This is a genomic window from Flagellimonas olearia (genome assembly GCF_004150225.1).
GTDB classification, from domain to species: domain Bacteria; phylum Bacteroidota; class Bacteroidia; order Flavobacteriales; family Flavobacteriaceae; genus Flagellimonas; species Flagellimonas olearia.
Genome location: NZ_ML142908.1, coordinates 242,484 through 260,911, shown reverse-complemented (window position 1 = coordinate 260,911; position 18,428 = coordinate 242,484). Strand labels below are relative to the sequence as shown.

Below are 18,428 nucleotides of genomic sequence, written 5' to 3'. Positions count from 1 at the left end.
GATATGAAGAAACATTACTTGCTCGCATGTTTATTGATCTTGGCTTATGGCTGCGCCACTTATGAGGCAAAATATGCAGCCTCGATAGGGAGTGATACGTCGTTGGGAAAAGAGGTTGACCATACGTTTTATTTGATTGGGGATGCGGGAAAATCGCCCATGGGAGAGATGAATCCCACCCTAAAACGCTTCAAGTCTGTTTTGGACAATGCTAATGCCAATAGTACCGTACTATTTTTAGGGGACAATATCTATCCGGCCGGATTTCCTGATAAAGATGAGGATCCCATGGGTCATGAAATGGCCAAGAACCATTTGGACGCCCAATTGGAGGCAGTGAAATCCTTCAAGGGAAACACGGTGTTTGTTCCAGGGAACCATGATTGGTACAGCAAGGGATTGGAGGGTTTGGAACGGGAAGAGAAGTACATTCAAAAAGTATTGGATAGCAAGGAAGTGTTCCTTCCGGACAACGGTTGCCCCATTGAAAAGGTGGAGGTAAGCGAACAAACCATGATCATTGCCATTGATACGGAGTGGTACCTTACCAATTGGGACAAACATCCTACCATGAATGATAATTGTGAGATCAAAGATCGCACTAGGTTCTTGGAAGAACTGGAAAGTCTCATCAAGAAAAATTTGGACAAGACCATCGTAATTGCCTTGCACCACCCCATGTTCACCTATGGGGCGCACGGCGGACAATTTTCTTTTGCCCAACACTTGTATCCCAGTGGTGGAAAGGTCCCACTTCCCGTTCTTGGAACGGCGGTGAACTTTTTGCGCAGAACTTCCGGGGCCACTGTGGAAGATCTTAGTAACAAAGTCTACAATGATTTGAAAAAACGTATTGTGACCCTGTCCCAATATTCTGATAAGGTCATTTTTGTATCAGGCCATGAGCACACCCTTCAATATATTGAAGAGTTCGGAAAACCTCAGATTGTGAGTGGAGCAGGAGCTAAGACCGGGGCCACGCGATTGTTGAACGGCAGCAAGTTTTCCACCGGACGAAATGGGTATGCCATCCTCAAAGTATACAAGGACGGCTCGAGCAGTGTCAATTTTTTTGGTGCGGACGAAACTTCGGAAGAGCTTTTGTTCCATGCCCAAGTATTACCTCCAGACCGATCCACGGAGCGAGTATCCCTTCCTGAGGATTTCCCTCCATTTATGGAGAGCTCGGTCTATACCGATGAAGAAATCGATAAAAGTGGATTCCATAAGTTTTTATGGGGAGAACGCTACCGAAAATATTATGCTGCTAAGGTGAAGGCCCCAACAGTGAGGCTGGATACCCTTTTTGGGGGACTTAAAGTGGTTCGTAAGGGAGGAGGTAACCAATCCAATTCCTTGCGTTTGGAAGATAGTCAGGGCAGGCAATATGTAATGCGTGACCTTCGGAAAAGTGCGGAACGCTATCTACAGGCCATAGCTTTTAGGGATCAATATGTTATTGGGCAATTTGAGGGCACCTATACCGAGGACTTGCTCTTGGATCTTTACACCGGCGCCCATCCCTATGCGCCTTTTGTGATTGGTAAGCTATCTGACGCGGTGGGGCTTTACCATACCAATCCTACACTATACTATGTGCCCAAGCAGTCTGTTTTGGGCGATTTCAATACCGATTTTGGCAATGGACTCTATATGATCGAGGAACACGTATCCGATGGGCACGACAACTTGGAGAGCTTTGGAAAGACCAAAAAGATTGAAAGCACTTACGATTTCATCAACAAACTTCGGGAAGATGAAGAATATCGTCTGGATCATAAGGAATATGTAAAAGCGCGCTTGTTCGATATCCTTATTGGGGATTGGGACAGGCACGTTGACCAATGGCGATGGGCTCAGTTCAAAGAGGGTGGTGACAAGGTGTTCAGGCCCATACCTAGGGATAGGGATCAGGCTTTTTCGCGTTGGGGCGATGGATTGATTATGGGTTTTGGCTCAAGAGCGGTTCCGGGGCTGCAAATTTTTGAGGGGTTCAACGAAGAAATCAGGAGCGTGAAAGGATTTACTTCGTCCCCACGAACGTTTGCCTTGGATATGGCGCTTCTCTCCGAGTCTGATTTGGATATGTGGATAGAACAGGCGGAATTTATTCAAAAACACATTGATGGGGCGGTAGTGGACCATGCTTTTCTGGATTTCCCCGAAGCGGTCAGGGATTCATCCCTCATAAAAATAAAGAAGACCTTAATGGCCAGAAAAGATAACTTGGTGGATACGGCCAAGGAATATTTTGAGGTTCTTAACAAGTACAGCGTAGTGACCGGTACCGATAAGGACGATTATTTCACTATTGCCGCCTTGCCCAATGGGGGTGTTGAGGTTTTTGCCCATCGCATCAAGGGAGGGAAAAAAGAAGATCTGTTCTTTACAAAACAATACGACCCAGCTTTTACCAAGGAGATTTGGATTTATGGATTGGATGATGATGATGTGTTTGATGTGAACACCCCTGCATCCAAAATTAAAGTAAGACTGGTTGGAGGGCAGAACAATGATGTGTACAAGATTTCGGAAAATTCAAGAAAAGTACATGCCTACGATTTTAAGACCAAGAAAAATACCTATGACGAGGCGTTTGGGGGGCAAGTCCACCGGTTGAATGATTATGAAACCAACACCTATGACTTTTTGAAAGTCAAGGCGAGTAATAATCAAATTTTACCCACTTTGGGTTTCAACCCAGATGATGGGATGCGGATTGGGTTCACCGATACCTATACCTTCAACGGGTTTAAGCAGAACCCATTTACCCAACAGCATGTGGTGAATGCCGCTTATTATTTTGCGACAAATGGGTTCGATTTGGGGTATACCGGGGAATTTGCCAATGTGTTCAACAATGTGAACTTTGAGATGAAGGTACGATTTACCAGCCCTAATTTTACCCTCAACTTTTTCGGCTTTGGCAATGAAACCGTAAACAATGATGACGAGGAGCCTTTGGGGTTGGATTATAACCGGGTAAAGCTACGGACCTTACGATTTACTCCATCCTTGGTGTGGAGAGGATATCTGGGTTCCGAGGTGCGGTTGGGGGTCACATATGAAAGCATTGAGGTGGAAGAAACCGATGACAGGTACATCAATGAGTTTTATCTGGAAAATGGAGAGGAAAGCCATCAAAATTTTGTTGGGGTCGATGGCGAATACCAATATTCCAATACCGATAATGAGGCATATCCAACTTTAGGGATGAGTTTTTCCTTGCGCGGTGGCTATAGGACCAATATCGAGGAATCCGGCAGGTCTTTTGGATTTGTGGTTCCCGGTCTGTCCATGGACCATAGAATCTCTTCCGATGGCAGATTGGTATTGGCCACCAAAGTGCAGGGACACTTTACCATAGGGGATGATTTTGAGTTCTATCAAGGCGCCAGCATTGGAGGGAACAATGGCCTTCGAGGTTTCCGCTTTCAGCGGTTTACGGGTAAAACGGCCTTTTACCAAAATACGGATATCCGATATAGTTTTAGGAGTAGGCAAACGGGATTGCTTCCGGTGACTCCCGGAATCTATGGCGGATTTGACTATGGTAGGGTATGGTTTCCCGGGGATGCTTCAGGCAAATGGCATAATTCCTATGGAGGTGGTTTCTTTGTAAACGGTGTGGATATCGTTACCGCCAATTTTGGATTGTTCAATAGTACCGATGGGCTTCGGTTTGCCTTTGGAGTGGGATTTGGTTTCTGATTTAAAAGTCAATTGAGTCTTAACCGATACAGATTACGACCTGTTTTTTTCCTTTCCTCATCAGCGAGCAATAATGTGCCATTGTCCAAAAATCCGATGGATTCTATTTGGGTATCACAATTGAGGTCTATAGTCTTGGATTGGGCCTTTGACAAATCCAGAAAATCAAAATCGGTCAGCAAAAAAACAAAGCCATAGGTCAGAAGGGCAATGGATTTTCCATCTGGTGAAATGTCGGCCCCTGTTACCGAGCAATGGTCTTGGTCCATGCAAAGGAACAGACTTCCTAAAAATTCAGCATCATAATCCCCCTCCGTGTCGGGAACCCTATATACCAAAGTTTCTCCAGTATAGGGACGGGTTCTGTTCTTTGTGAAGATGTACAGAAAACCTTGCCAGTGAAAAAAACCCTCCGTATCAAATAGCAGTTTGTTTTTTTTGGGGGGAAACCGTTTTTGTTCTGGATAGTTGAACCGTATCTTTTTGGCGTTGGGTTCCTTCTTGTCCAACTCCGTATGGGATACTTTGTAGATGGTCAAATCTTTCCGCTCATTGGTATTGTTGCCAAAGTCGCCAATGTAGAGGTTGCCTTGTGAATCCATGGCCAAATCTTCCCAATCCTTGTTTTTGGCATGGTCAATTTTATAGGTTTCAAGAAGCTGGGCGGTGGTATCCACTTTGTGGATTTCATCCTTGTTGCCACTATCTTGGATTACCCAAATATCGCCATGTGAATTGGTTTCCAATCCGGATACCTCGGTAAGTTTTGAAGGGAATTCCCCTAACCATTCCAATTGACCATAATAGGTTCTTTGGGCACAAGCTTGAAGGGCGCAGAAAGCCAATATGAATGAAATTCGGATCATTCAGACTCTTTAAGGGGCATATACACTTCGGTTTTCCACATCAGTTCATTTCCACCCATGTTGGGGTTGTTGAAAAAGACCTCGATAGGTTTTTCCTCCACCGGAATGTTTCGGGCTTGGGCATAATTCAAAAGGGTATACCAAGCTCTGTCCGAAGTGATGTAATTGCCATTATAAATGGCTTTCAGTGCTTTTTTTGGAAAAATGCGTTTATAAATGATATTGGGGTTTTTAGGCAGTCTTTCTGAACGGATGATAGGGTAGCAAAAGTTATAGGATAAATGATCCTTTTCCACACTCCAATCCACAACCTCAATAAAGGGAGATCCATTGACCGTAACTTCATTGTCGGCCAAAGTGTTGCTGATGAAGGTGTAGTTGGCCATCATGCCAGAGGCTTTTTCGTTTTGGGCACTTTCCAAAGGAACGCAGGCACAGAAGGTGGAAAATAGTTCATCCTCTCCCAATACGGTGACCTTGATGCTATTGAGATGGTTGCTTAGGTATTCGTTAAAGCTCAACAGGGTTTTACGGGATCCTTTTTCAAAATCCGTATCTGTAAAAGGAATCTTGATCTTGTTCATGAGGGAGTGGTCCAAGTCCTTGATGCTTACATCGACCTGACTGAGGGAATCATGGATTGGTGTAATGTCCCAAACGTATTCATGGATGGAGTCTTTCACAATAATGGTCTGCTCAAAATGGTCTACACTTTGATACCTGACGGGGATGTTGCTATCCAGAGTTTTGTTCCATGCCCGTACCGTTTCATAGATGATTCCCGGGACGGTCTTTGCCTTAAAACTAACCTGATAATCCTGAGGTTTCAGGAATAGGTACCATGCCAGTAAAAGCACTACAAGGGCAAGAGCAGTGATATAAACTTTCCTCATAATTACGGATAAAGATAGGGAATCAACCTTTGGTCATATCCAATTTGTCCACTATATATTTCCCTAGACTCCTACCTTGTTTGATTCCGACCTCAATGGCTGCACGATAATGTATTCCTCCATACATTCGGCTTAAAGCGGCTTCATCGGATGCTTGGTTAAAAGAGGAAAAGGAACGTACAGGTAGGCCGTAAGCTACTTCGGTATCGTCATCAAAAGCAAAGTTGTCTCCAAAAATGTCCGTAAGTGCTATGGCTGCCGCACCGGATACTACGCTATGTCCACTGGTATATTCAGGGAACGGGGGTGTTTGGAGTACGGGCTCCCAACTGTCATCGATATATTCATTGATCACCGTTTCAGGACGAATCAGATTACTTCTATATTTTTCGTCCCAGCAACTTATAAAGCCGTCAGCAATTGCAATGGATGTCTTGGTATAGGCATATACTGTTTTGGCAAAATCGGCATCCGATTTTCTGGCGGCTATCTTGGTAATACCGATCCAATGGGCCCCAGGAGTTATTTTTTTGGTAGCGAACATGAGGTGACCACGGGTTACGGAAACATAGGGGTTACAGTCCCAAAACTGGGCAATGGCTATTTCATCCGATTTATCCCCTTTGCCGATCATGCTCTTGCGCACTTCGTAGACCTCCATTACTTCTTCATAAAATTTGGAACCTTCTTCCATGGAAAAATCTGGTGGGGGAGCGGGCTTAAATTGATCCGCGGAATCAATGGCAAACGGGCGAATTTTACTCCAGTGGGGCTCCAGGCCATTCATATAGGCCGGAGGTGTGGGCTGCCAACGTGAAGGGTCTTCCGAATTTACCGAGAACTTGGGCATGGTCCGCGTTTGCTTGTAATTGTCCTTGTTCATCCAGGCGGCAATATGTTCGGCGACTTCAAGGCCGTAGGCCTTGGAGGCGTTGAAAACAGGTTCATTCTTATCGGCCCAAACAGCATACAGGCTATCCCGGTAGCTTACAATACGGTCTTCGGAAAAAATAAGGTTTTTGTCGAGTTGCATATGCGCAACGAGGGCGGCGACTTCAAAATTGATGCTATCCCTTGTCTTGGGCTCTGGAATTGGGGTTAAATCGTGTATCTGCCCTGCCAAGGATTTGTAGCGATCATCTTTTTGGGCAATGATCTCATAGGCGGCAATGTTGGGATAGGCAAATATTCTACTGGCCACAGGCGGGGAGAAGATATCATGGATCATCACTTCGATGACCTTATCCACAGATTTGTGGTATTCTTCCGGAGTGATGATAATGGCTTCATGCTTTTTTTGACAGCTGGTGAAGACCATCAACACTACCGCAAGTAAACTTAATCTTTCTTTCATGGTTCCTTGTTAATTATTGATTTTATAGACTTGTGTTTTGTCATTATTGAATATGGCCAATAAATACTTTTGTCCGTTCAGGGATATTGTTCTCAAATGTCTCATGGATTTTTTGGTAAAGTCCAAGCCCAATTGATTTCCTAAAATTATGTCATTTTCACTGTTGAGCAAAGCCCCTGGAAAAGAATCCAAACGACCATGGTAGGGCTTTATCCCAAAGTAATTGCCTGCAATCAGTACCTCCGCTTTGCCGTCACCATCAAAATCGGCGGTAGTGAAGGCCATAATCGGGGAGACTTGTAGTTCATTGGTAAAGGGGACAAAACTGAATGTCCCGTTTTCGTTTCTCAGAAAACCGGATGCAAGGGTATTGACTTCCCAAAGGGTGGATTTGTCCAATAACTCCTTTCCAAAAAGTTCCTCCATGGTCTTTCCGGCGAAGGAACGGTAATTGGTGTACTTTTTCTTTAAAAAAACCAGTTGCGAAGCAAGTCCGTCCAAGGATTCCAAGGGATAGTACTCTCCATTTTTTTCGAGGGCGGTAACCGTTTCGGTTTGGCCGTTGTCATCAAAATCGTTGAAGAACAACTTCATGGGATATTCCTTGGTGGCGTGGAACTTGGAGTTGGTTCCCCAGTTCCCCAGAAGATAATCCGTATCCCCATCGCCATCAATATCAAAAGGCTGGATACGTTGCCAGAGCCCTTTTACATCCATGGGATTGGACTCTACAAAAGCCCCGTTTTCGTATTTCAGAAATTTGGGTGACATCCATTCCCCAACCAGAATAAGATCCGTGGAGCCATCCCCGTTGAAATCGTCCCATACCGCATCGGTGACCATGCCCTCAAGGTTGAAATCTTTAAAAACCGTGAACACTCCATTGTTGTTTTCAAGAAGGTATGAAGCAACCGGAGTTCCAAAGTGTGCGGTAAGGGTGTGCCCGCCTACAAACACGTCCAAGTCACCATCCCCGTCAAAATCGAAAGGGCGTACCACCGATGAGTTTTGGAAAAACTTGGGTATCTCCATAGTGGTGAAACTGGAATCGGTCTGAACGTAATAGGCATCCAAAAGAGCTTCGGATTCGCCAAAAAAATCACCACCACCAGAGCCGACAAACATATCGTTCTTGTTGTCATTGTTGAAATCTGCAATGGTTGCTGAAATGGTCTCCTTGATGGAGTCATTGGCAATTTCATCATAACGTTTTGCCACAAATATGGAATCTTGTTGGAGATAGACCTGGGGAGCGATAAATTTTGAACCGCCCAAAAAGATGTCCGTTTTGCCATCTTGGTTCAGATCTCCCATGGCAAAGGCAGGTCCTCTGTCCGATACTTGGTAGGGAATCAGCTTTTCCCGGTTAAAATCCGTGTAGTTGTCTTCCACATGGGTGAAATCCAACCCTAGGCTGTTGTTGACGGGGGTGAACAATTCCTTGTCCTTTTTGCGCAAGGTACCGTAGTCGAAAGGCTTGGTATTTTCTGGTTTCAGAATAAGGGTTTGGTTCACGGGAACGTTGGTGAGTACCTGATAGGTTTTGTTGGGCCATACCACCTTAAGGGAATCCACTTGTTGGATGTCTTTTTGGTATCCGAAGTGGATCATGGGTTCCGAAGAGGCCTGAAATCCTCTTGTAGGGAACAATTCCTTGAACTGGAGTCCCCCATTTTGATAAGAATATACCTTGGTGCCTATCCCGAAGGTATTTTTTGGGGTGAACTGGAGCTTTATTTTTAGGTAGTTGCCCTTGCCCGAAGCTTTGCCGATATACAGGGAGGCGGGTTGGTTGATGTTGTTGGTCACCAAATCCAAGTCGCCATCATTGTCCAAATCGCCCATGGCGGTTGCCCCGGAAATCAAGGTGTCCTTGGTGATCCAATTACTGGACATATCCTGGAACATGAGGTCTTCACCGCCCCTAAAAACATAATTGTGCACATTGCCCGAAGGCATTAAGTTCAAAGCTTCTTGGTCCACAAGTTTGGTGTTGTCCAGTTTTTTCTGAATTTGGTCATTGGAGACAAACTTGATGAAATCCAAATCGTTTGGTCGCTTGGGAATCCCATTGGAAATAAAGATATCTTGATGTCCGTCCAGATCATAATCGCCAAAAAGGGCACTCCAGCTCCAATCCGTGGCGGCGACACCGCTCATCAAGGCGGTTTCCATATAGTTGCCATCAGGCTGGTTCACAAACAACATATTGCGGGTAAACTGGTAGTGGTATCCATACCGATCCACGCGGAGTTTTTGGGTCTGGATGTTGTCATCCCCTTCCGATGATTTCAAGGCCACTTCATCTTCAGGCAGCATGTCCAAGGACATGAAGTCGGGCCTACCATCATTGTTGATGTCACCCACATCATTTCCCATGGAGAATCGACTGGTGTGTCCAAAATATTTTTTTAGGCTTTCGGTAAATGTGCCATCCCCATTGTTCAAATAGTAGTAATCGTCTTCATGGAAGTCGTTGCCCACGTAGATGTCCGGATACCCATCTTGATTAAAATCGGCAATGGCCAGACCCAAGCCATATCCGTTCACTCCGCCATAGATTCCGGCTTCTTCACTGACATCGACAAATTGGCCATCATCGTTCCGAAGGAGTTTGTCCCCGGTTTCATAGCGGCGCTCAAAGCGCAGGTCGAAACGCCCGAAGGAATTCTGCGTATGCACGGCATGGTTGAGGAGATATAGGTCAAGGTCGCCATCCAGGTCGTAATCAAAGAAAGTGGCATTGGAGCTGTACGAGTCAAAATCCAACCCATATTGGGCGGCACTTTCGGTAAAGGTATTGTCCCCATTGTTAATGTAAAGCTCGTTAAAGCCGTTGAACCCATTGATGCCCACCACGGCACAGACGTAAATGTCCAGAAGGCCATCCCCATTCACATCGGCCATGGTAACCCCGGTATTCCAACTGCTGTTACCTTCAATACCTGCGGTATTCGAAATATCCTCAAACTTGAGATTGCCCTTGTTCAGGTACAGTTTGTTCTTTACTTGGTTTCCGGTGAAGAAAATATCAGGGAGCCCATCATTATTGATGTCCCCAATGGATACCCCACCACCATTGTAAAAATAGAGGTAGTCCAAAATGCTGAGGTTGTCCGTGGAAGTAAGGGTGTTGGTAAAAGTAATTCCAGTGGCCTTTGGGTCGGGATTGTCAAAAAGGTCCCCTCCTTTTTTACATCCTCCCCATATCAGGGCCGTTAGAAATATGACCAACAGTTTATTCATTGATGGCAAATATCTTGGGTTTATTGTTATTGATGGCGGCAATGACAAAAGTTTTTCCATTTTTATCCTTGAACTGCTTCAAATATTTCACTTCGTCCTTGATTTTAAAGCCGCTCATGTCATAATTCTGCCATTCAAAGCCCATTTGGCCATCACCCAGTAGAAGGTTTCCGTAGCTGGCATCCAGCCTTGAAAATTGGGGTTTGAATTCATAATTGTTCCCAGCCATGATGAGATCTAGGTTGCCATCGTTGTTCACGTCTGCGCAGGTAATGTCACAAACACAGGACAATTGCACCCTTGGAGGAAGGTTCTTAATGGTGAATTTTCCACCCCCTTCATTTATGGCAATGACGGATGCTGAGGTTTCCACTTTCTTTACAATGGATTTGTTCAATACCTCTTCTGGAAAAAGTTGATGTATGGTCCGATGCGCATAATCCGATGCCTTTAGGTTTTGTTTCTTAAGCGGGGGCAGTTGTTCCGTGAGCTCTCTTTTTTGATGGATGGGATAATCTCCCCCATCTTTTTGCAAGGTGAAAATCTGCTCAATGGTGCCGTTGTTGTCATAGTCGTTGATCCACATTTTCATGGGTTGCCCATGGGAAGGCTTGTAGTGTAGATTGAGCCCTTGGTTGCCCAGAATAAGGTCTAGGTCTCCATCTCCATCCAAATCTGCGGTTTCGGCCGTGTTCCACCATCCATAAAGGCTGTCCAGTGAAGAGGGCATTTTAGTAAGTCTTCGCCCAGTATTTTTATAAATTTTTGGGGTGTCCCATTCCGCCGTTACAATGAGGTCGTCCTTACCATCCCCGTCCATATCCGCCCATTTGGAATCGGTGACCATACCGGCATCCTTAAGGTCAAACGCCAATCGTTCGGTTACATTGGCAAACGTGCCATCTCCCATATTCTCAAGGAAAAGATGGTCTGGGGAAAGGCCATAAACACCCACCACACTCCGAGAGCCAATAAAGACATCCATGTCTCCATCGTTATCAAAATCGTAAGGGGAAATGGTTGAAATATTCTTGAAGGTAGAAGGCAGTTCGGTTTCAGACCTTGTAAAATTACCCTTACCATCGTTAAGGTACAAACGCGGTCTGTAGCTTCTTTGTAGATCCAGATTGTTGCCCCCGGAACCTACCATAAGGTCTAGGTCGTTGTCCCCATCCGCATCAAAGAAGGCAGCAGCGACGTCTTCAAAATCCCTGTCCTCCTGAAAAGCTTTTATTGTTTTTTGTTGGACTTTTCCGTTTCCAGTATGCAGGTATAGGATGCCTGGCTGTCCATGGGCACCTCCAATAAAGAAATCTTCATTACCATCACCATTGATGTCCGCTACGGCCAATGAAGGTCCTTCCTGCGATAATTTTTGGTAAATAAGGCCTTCGTAGTCAAAATCATTATAGCCATCCTCTTCATGGGCGGCAATGCTACTGGAATCCAATTCGTTGAGGAAGGATTTCGTGGTTTCTTTTTTCGGCAGGACATACATTTCCGAAGCTTGGGCGTGTTCCAAAGTCATTACCTTATTGACCGCTACATTTTCCAGCTTTTGGGTTCGATTGTCAGGCCAAACGATGCGAATGGAATCCAAGGTTTCGGTTTTGCCCAGTCCAATGTTCATTTCATAGCCCATGGAAGATTGGAAGCCGCGGGATGGGATCAGTTCTTGGTTGACAATGTTTCCATCAAAATAGAACTTGGCCAGGGTGCCCACCGCAAAAGGGTTGTTCTTGGGCCCTTTGAACTTTAGCTGGAGGTAGTTGTTGTTCAGTTGTGATTCCGAATTGTTCCGGTACAAAAAGGTCTCGGTATTTACGTTGTTGATAACAAGGTCCAAATCCCCATCATTGTCCAAATCCCCATAAGCGGCACCATTGGATCGTGATGGTAGATCAAATCCCCATTCTTGATTGGCGTTCGTAAAGCTGATGTCGCCATTGTTTCTATAGGCATAATTGGGCTGCGGTTTGATTGGCATTTTGCTGATGATGGAATCAATGGACTGTTTTTTTCCGGTCAATGCCATTTTTTGCACAATTTCATTGGCAAAAAAGTCCACAAAATCCAGATCGGTCAGGTCATGGTTGATCCCGTTGGTCACGAAAATGTCCTTTAGGCCATCATTGTCCATATCGAACATAAGTCCGGCCCAGCTCCAATCCGTGGCATCAATACCACTGTAATAGGCCACTTCCGAGAATGTACCGTTCCCATTGTTGAGCTGTAGGGTGTTCTGGATGTATTGCTGGTAGAAGTCCTTGCTCTGTTTTAAGTTGAAGACGTTGTAGCCTTCAAACTCCATGACCGATTTTACCCGGTGCTCTTCCTCGGGGAGCATGTCAGTGATAAAGATATCGTTGTGTCCGTCGTTGTTGATATCGGCAATGTCTATTCCCATTGCGGAAAGACTCAAATGCGAGGTCCAATCCTTGATTTCTTCCTTAAAAGTACCATCTTGTTGGTTGATGTAGAGATAATCCCTTTCGTAAAAATCATTGGAAACATAAATGTCTGGGTAGAGATCTCCGTTAAAATCGGAAACCAGTACCCCCAACCCAAAACCGATAAGACTTCCATAGATGCCCGCTTCTTCACTGACATCCACAAACTTGCCGTTATCGTTGCGTAAGAGCATATCGCCAACCCCCCTAAAGATATCAGGGACATTTTCCCAGTCTTGGGCGCGTACTTCGCGTTGTTCCGCATACCCCAAACTGCTCACGGGAATGTTGCTGTTGTTGAGGATATAGGCATCCAAATCCCCATCCTTGTCATAGTCAAAAAAAGAGGCATGGGTAGTGAAGCCGGTCTTGGCCAAATTGTATTCATTGGCTTTTTCCGTAAAGGTGAGGTCTCCATTATTGATGTAAAGGTCGTTGTCATGGTTGTTGCCTTCCATGTTTCCCGCATTGCAGACATAAATATCCAGGAGGCCGTCTTGGTTTACATCTACCATGACCACACCGGTGGACCAAGGTTTGTTGCCCATGACCCCGGCACTTTCCGAGATATCCTCAAATTTAAAATCACCTTTGTTCAGATAAAGGCGATTGGGAACCATGTTCCCGGTGAGATAGATGTCCGATAGCCCATCATTGTTGATGTCTCCAATGGCAACACCACCACCATTATAAAAATTTCTATACTTGAAAATATTGAAGTTCTTCTGATTTTCAACGGCATTGACAAAGGTAACCCCGGTTTCATCCTGTGGCATTAAGGTGAAAAGGGTCTCTTTTACGTCATCTTTTGGATTGGATTTTTTTTCTCCGCAGGACGCCAGTGAAATCAATACAAGGCATAGGGTCGCATATCTGAGTTTCATTCCGTGTTCTGTTTTTTGATTAGGAAAATGGGAGAATCGTTGTTTAGAGTGATGATGAATTCCTCGTTCCCATTTCGTGTAATTTTCTCAATTTTCCGGGCTGGTCCGGAAACGTTCAAGTTTTGTTTCCAGGTTATATTTCCTTGTGCATCATTTTGTAACAAAAGCCCATGCGAAGCATCTAATCTACCAAGTTGGGTGCTTATCTCAAAATTATTCCCGACCATTAATATTTCATTAATCGTTTCTTTATCAATCTTTTCAATATAAATATCATTAACCGTTGAGGATTGTGCCAAAAGAGGCAATTCCTTAATCGAAAAATGACCGTTCCCCTCATTTTGAAAGTAGGAGGTATTCAATAGATACACCTTTCGTTGCATGGCGGCATCCAAACTTTCTTTTCCAAAAAGTGATTCCAGGGATGCTTTGGCAAAATCTTCATAAAAGAGAAACTTCTTGTTCAGGAAGGGCATTTGCTTTGCGAGTTCATCCTTTGAGGAAAAAACGGTTTCCTTGTCCCCATGAAAATAGGTTGCTACGGTTTCTATGGAGCCGTTCCCATCGAAATCACGGATGTAAAGCGTGATAGGTTTTTCCTTTGAGGCCCTAAACTTGGTGTTAAGGCCCCAGTTGCCGGCCAAAATATCCAAATCGCCATCCTTGTCCAAATCTGCCAATGCAATGCAGTTCCACCAACCGTGGGTGTATTCCAATCCGTTGTTTTCTTGTTGGGTAAGTTGTTTTCCATCGTTGAGGAAAATGGTGATGGGCGTCCAATGCCCTGCAACAATCAAATCGGGAAAGCTGTTTCCATCAAGGTCTGCCCAAACAAAATCCTTTACGTTGCCCACCGATCCAAAATCGGGGGCAAAGGAAGATGTGATTTCGGTGAACGTTCCCTGGCCATCATTTTGAAAAAGGTATTGTTGTGATGTTTCGCCAAATTGTGTAGGCAGGGTGTTTGAGGTGATACAAAGGTCCAGGTCCCCGTCTTGATCAAAATCCACGGCATCCACTTTTGAGGCATTGGTCTGTATTTGGGTAAACTGCCCATCATCTTTGATAAATGTTCCTTTATCATTCCGATACAATCGGGGTTGCAGGGGTCTACCACTTGTAAATTCATTGCCGCCGCTCACCACCAATAGATCAAGGTCGCTATCACCATCGGCATCAAAAAAGACATGGTCAATATCTTCGTTGATGGCATCCATTTCAAAAAGTTCGGATTGATGTGAAGTGAAAGTACCATCACTGTTTTGGAGGTAGAGTACGGAAGCCTGTGTTTTGGCCCCGCTGATGAAAAGGTCTTCCAATCCATCATCATTAACGTCGGCCACCGATACGGAAGGCCCTTCATTGGCATAGGAAAAAGGAACCAATGGGTTCCGGTCAAAGTCCAAGGAGGGCTGTTCTTTATGTACAAAGTCCAAAGGTTGGGTGGCACTTAAAACAGGAGTGTCAGGCCGGTTGGACTTCTCCTCATAATAGTTGCCAGAGGCATTATTTATGGACACCTTCAAGGTTTGATTGGGCTCAATATTGCGTAAGGTTTGATGTGTACCACCGGGCCACACGATTTGGATGGAGTCAATGATACTATCGTTACCTACCCCGAAATTAAGACTGTTGTCCTTTGCGGAGAGGAAGCCGCGTGTGGCGATGTTCTCTTGAACGGCTCTATTGTTTTTGTGAAACACGATGGCCTTTGCACCCATCCCAAATTTGTTTTGTGGGGAACCTTCAAATGCAATCTTGATGGAATTTCCTTTGGTGAGCGTATTTTCAAGGATAAAGGCCTCCTCGTTGACGTTATTGACCACTAGATCCAAATCCCCATCGTTGTCCAGATCGGCATAGGCACATCCGTTACTGTACGAATCTTTTTTAATGCTCCAGTCATCGGTGACATTGCTGAAGGTGACCCCATCCCTGTTTTTATAGAAGTAGTTGGGCACTTTCTTTTTGGGCAAGCGATCAATGAGATCCATGTCCTCATCCGATAATCCCGAAGTAATATTTTTTTGAATTTCCTCGTTGGAGATATAGTTGATATAGTCCATATCATTGGTAACCCCCACAATTCCATTGGAAATGAACAGGTCCTTGAAACCATCATTGTCAAAATCGGCAAATAGGGCGCCCCAAGACCATTCGGTGGCTTCGATACCACTTAGATTGGCGATTTCCCCAAAGCGCTCCCCATCCAAATTTAGGTGGAGTGCATTTTGCATAAATTGGGGTGCAAATCCATTTTTTAGGTATTGTTGATATACCGGATAGGGATACTCCGCACCGGAAGTTTTAAAGGTTTCCAGATTTTCGGGAAGCATATCCAAAGAGAGAATATCTGCCAAACCATCGTTGTTCACGTCGGCGATGTCGTTGCCCATGGAGAAGTGGGTGGTATGCCCCATTTTGTTGGGGTCTTGTGATATGACTTCTTGGAAAGTACCATCCTTCTGATTGATGTAGAGGTAGTCGTTCTCAAAAAAATCATTGCCCACGTAGATGTCCGGGTATCCATCATTGTTGATGTCGCTTATGGCCAACCCAAGTCCATAGCCAATACTCCCTTGAAATATCCCGGCTTCTTTGGAGACATTTACAAAAGAACCTTCGTCATTCCGAAAAAGAATATCGCCGGACATGGAATCCACCAGTTTTCGCTTGGCACCTTTTCCATATGAGCGATTGGGGTTCACGGAATGGTTCAGTAGGTACATGTCCAGATCTCCATCGAGGTCATAGTCAAAAAAAGCAGCTTGGGTGGAGTATCCAATAAAATTCAATCCGTAATCGGCGGCGGCTTCCTTAAAAGAGGGAACCCCATCCGCATTTACCCCTTGATTGATGTAGAGTAGGTTTTCGCCCCGAATTGGGCCATGGTCCCCAACTTTACAGATATAAATATCCAATAGACCATCATTGTTGATGTCCACATGGGTCACGCCAGTGGTCCAACCTGTATCATTTTTGATTTGAGCAGCTTCGGTGATGTCTTGAAACTTGAAATCTCCTTTATTGAGATACAGTTTATCTGCACCTTGATTGGAAGTAAAATATAGGTCCACCATTCCATCCCCGTTAAAATCTCCAGCAGCTACCCCCGCACCATTGTAGAAATAGAGGTAGTTAAGGATATTGAGTTCTGGAGTCTGGTGGAGCGTATTGGAAAATGTAATGCCTGTTTGGGATGATTTTTTTTGGACAAAAAGGGAATTGGGGTCAGACGTTGTACAGCCAATGACCAACAAAAGTCCTAGCAAAACCAGCCTGTATGTTTTTATGATTCGGTTCATGGAGGTAGACAGTAAGGTAACCATTTCCGTAGGAAATTGGAAGAGGGAAAGGGTTAACAATCGCCTAATATTTGGTAAATAATTGTATAATGTAAGGGTTGACCTAATAGGAAAAGAGGCCGCCAATTGGCGGCCTCTTTATATATAAACAACTCAAACTTTGAATCGCTGAGCTTAGTAACCTGGGTTTTGCACCAAATTTGGATTGGACAACAAAGCGTTGGTTGGAATTGGGAAATAGTTCTTGGTGTCATCACCTACAGAACCTGGGTCCTTAAATTCCCAATCTTTGGTATACTGTCCAAAACGAACCAAATCGTTTCTTCTCCAAAACTCTTTATAAAGTTCCCTTCCTCTTTCATCGATCAAATCTTGAGCGGTAACAGAACCAAGTGGTGTTGCTTGTCTGATTGTTCTGAGTTCATTGACCAATGCAGTGGGATCTCCACCGCCTCTCAAGATGGCTTCCGCTTTCAAAAGATGGGCATCGGCATATCTGAAGACAATCTCATGACTGTTAAAGGAACGGTCGCCTGCAGGGTGGTACTTTATGGTACGGATACCTGTACGTTCATTGTTACCGGCCAATCCGGGGATTTCCTTGGTGAAAACCAATGGATTTCCTGGACGGTCTTTCAGGGCAACACCATTTGCATCATACATTTGGCCAATCAAGAACCCGTATCCAATACCGAGGTTTACATCATCGGCATTGCTGGCATCAGGAACCCAGCCTCTTCTTTCCTCTTGTCCATCGCCAACATAGTTGCTATTGGGGTCTCCTTCAAATAGGTCGTAGAATTCGGCAAGGGTACTGAACCCGTTCCATCCGCCACCGGTATTGTCCGGTGCCACGATATGGTAGTGCATTCCATTCCAAATCCTGTTTCCAACGGAGGTACTGGCCCACCAAATGGTTTCGGTATCGGCCTCTTCTGTAAACATTTCGAAGTAACCATCCTCTAGGGCATATCCCTCGGCAGCGATGGCATCGATCAAATCAATTACGGCATCGTAATCTGCGGCAGTGCCAGTATAGCGTTCCCCATTCATCATGACCTTGGCCAATAAGAATCGACCAGCCGCTTGGGAGGCCTTGCTCAAACCTTCTGCTCCAGCTGCTATGGGAGGTAGGTTAGGGATGGCTTCCGTTAAATCGGAAACAATGAAGTCGTAAGCTTCCTGTTTGGTCATTACTGCAGGATTGATGTTTGGTCCGTCGTCCAGTCCCCTGAATGGCACCTGACCGTATAGATCCAACACAAAGAACATACTGAAAGCTCTTAAGAACTGCGCTTCGGCTTTTTGCTGTGCCGAAGGGGAGCTTCTACTGTCAATAATTTCCGAAGCCCTGTACACATTCTGGTTCAGGTTGTTCCAAACGTTTAGAATGTAGAGGTGCTGTGGATCCCAAGTGTGGGTATGCAGGGTACGCCAAATTCCATTGTCGCCCCAGTCCGTACCACGGGTCGGTACCAACATCTCATCTGTGGATACTTCATTGAGGGCAAAGAAATTCGCCTGATCCCCCAATTGTCCATAAACATCATTGTACAGGTTATTGAGGTTACTCTGTGCGTTAACGCCACCAAACCCTCCTGTGTCCGCTTCGTTAAAAACGGAATCCGTAGGTTCAACTTCCAAATTTGTACATGCAAGCACAAGGACAGTCGAAACAAGAATCGATAGATTAATCTTGATTATTCTTCTTTTCATGAT

General features: G+C 44.9%; 8 protein-coding genes. 1 reads left to right on the top strand and 7 read right to left on the bottom strand.

Features of this window, described 5'->3' with window-relative positions:
* The first annotated feature begins 3 nt into the window (after positions 1-3).
* Complete coding sequence (locus DN53_RS06380) at positions 4-3,711, top strand: metallophosphoesterase (RefSeq protein WP_165357301.1); 3,708 nt, start codon at positions 4-6, stop codon at positions 3,709-3,711.
* Positions 3,712-3,719: 8 nt separating this feature from the next.
* Here the strand turns inward: DN53_RS06380 and DN53_RS06375 are convergent, their stop codons facing one another.
* The 7 genes from DN53_RS06375 to DN53_RS06345 form a co-directional block, all read right to left on the bottom strand.
* Complete coding sequence (locus DN53_RS06375; RefSeq protein ID WP_129653563.1) at positions 3,720-4,577, bottom strand: NHL repeat-containing protein; 858 nt, start codon at positions 4,575-4,577, stop codon at positions 3,720-3,722.
* Positions 4,574-5,470, bottom strand: coding sequence for a GyrI-like domain-containing protein (locus DN53_RS06370; protein ID WP_129653562.1), 897 nt, complete (start codon positions 5,468-5,470; stop codon positions 4,574-4,576). Before DN53_RS06370 ends, DN53_RS06375 begins: the two co-directional genes overlap by 4 nt.
* A gap of 22 nt (positions 5,471-5,492) precedes the next feature.
* Complete coding sequence (locus DN53_RS06365; RefSeq protein WP_129653561.1) at positions 5,493-6,824, bottom strand: vanadium-dependent haloperoxidase; 1,332 nt, start codon at positions 6,822-6,824, stop codon at positions 5,493-5,495.
* 9 nt (positions 6,825-6,833) lie between these two features.
* Complete coding sequence (locus DN53_RS06360; protein WP_129653560.1) at positions 6,834-10,070, bottom strand: VCBS repeat-containing protein; 3,237 nt, start codon at positions 10,068-10,070, stop codon at positions 6,834-6,836.
* On the bottom strand, positions 10,063-13,404 hold the full coding sequence (locus DN53_RS06355) for a VCBS repeat-containing protein (RefSeq protein ID WP_129653559.1): 3,342 nt from the start codon (positions 13,402-13,404) through the stop codon (positions 10,063-10,065). Before DN53_RS06355 ends, DN53_RS06360 begins: the two co-directional genes overlap by 8 nt.
* Positions 13,401-16,733, bottom strand: a complete 3,333-nt coding sequence (locus DN53_RS06350; RefSeq protein WP_242502082.1) for a VCBS repeat-containing protein — start codon at positions 16,731-16,733, stop codon at positions 13,401-13,403. Before DN53_RS06350 ends, DN53_RS06355 begins: the two co-directional genes overlap by 4 nt.
* Positions 16,734-16,883: 150 nt before the next feature.
* Complete coding sequence (locus tag DN53_RS06345) at positions 16,884-18,425, bottom strand: RagB/SusD family nutrient uptake outer membrane protein (RefSeq protein WP_129653557.1); 1,542 nt, start codon at positions 18,423-18,425, stop codon at positions 16,884-16,886.
* Positions 18,426-18,428 lie beyond the last annotated feature (3 nt).

Bases quoted from the DNA above. Each gene is read 5' to 3' on its own strand.
- DN53_RS06380 (WP_165357301.1), top strand. From the start codon at position 4: ATGAAGAAACATTACTTGCTCGCATGTTTATTGATCTTGGCTTATGGC.
- DN53_RS06375 (WP_129653563.1), bottom strand. From the start codon at position 4,577: ATGATCCGAATTTCATTCATATTGGCTTTCTGCGCCCTTCAAGCTTGT.
- DN53_RS06370 (WP_129653562.1), bottom strand. From the start codon at position 5,470: ATGAGGAAAGTTTATATCACTGCTCTTGCCCTTGTAGTGCTTTTACTG.
- DN53_RS06365 (WP_129653561.1), bottom strand. From the start codon at position 6,824: ATGAAAGAAAGATTAAGTTTACTTGCGGTAGTGTTGATGGTCTTCACC.
- DN53_RS06360 (WP_129653560.1), bottom strand. From the start codon at position 10,070: ATGAATAAACTGTTGGTCATATTTCTAACGGCCCTGATATGGGGAGGA.
- DN53_RS06355 (WP_129653559.1), bottom strand. From the start codon at position 13,404: ATGAAACTCAGATATGCGACCCTATGCCTTGTATTGATTTCACTGGCG.
- DN53_RS06350 (WP_242502082.1), bottom strand. From the start codon at position 16,733: ATGGTTACCTTACTGTCTACCTCCATGAACCGAATCATAAAAACATAC.
- DN53_RS06345 (WP_129653557.1), bottom strand. From the start codon at position 18,425: ATGAAAAGAAGAATAATCAAGATTAATCTATCGATTCTTGTTTCGACT.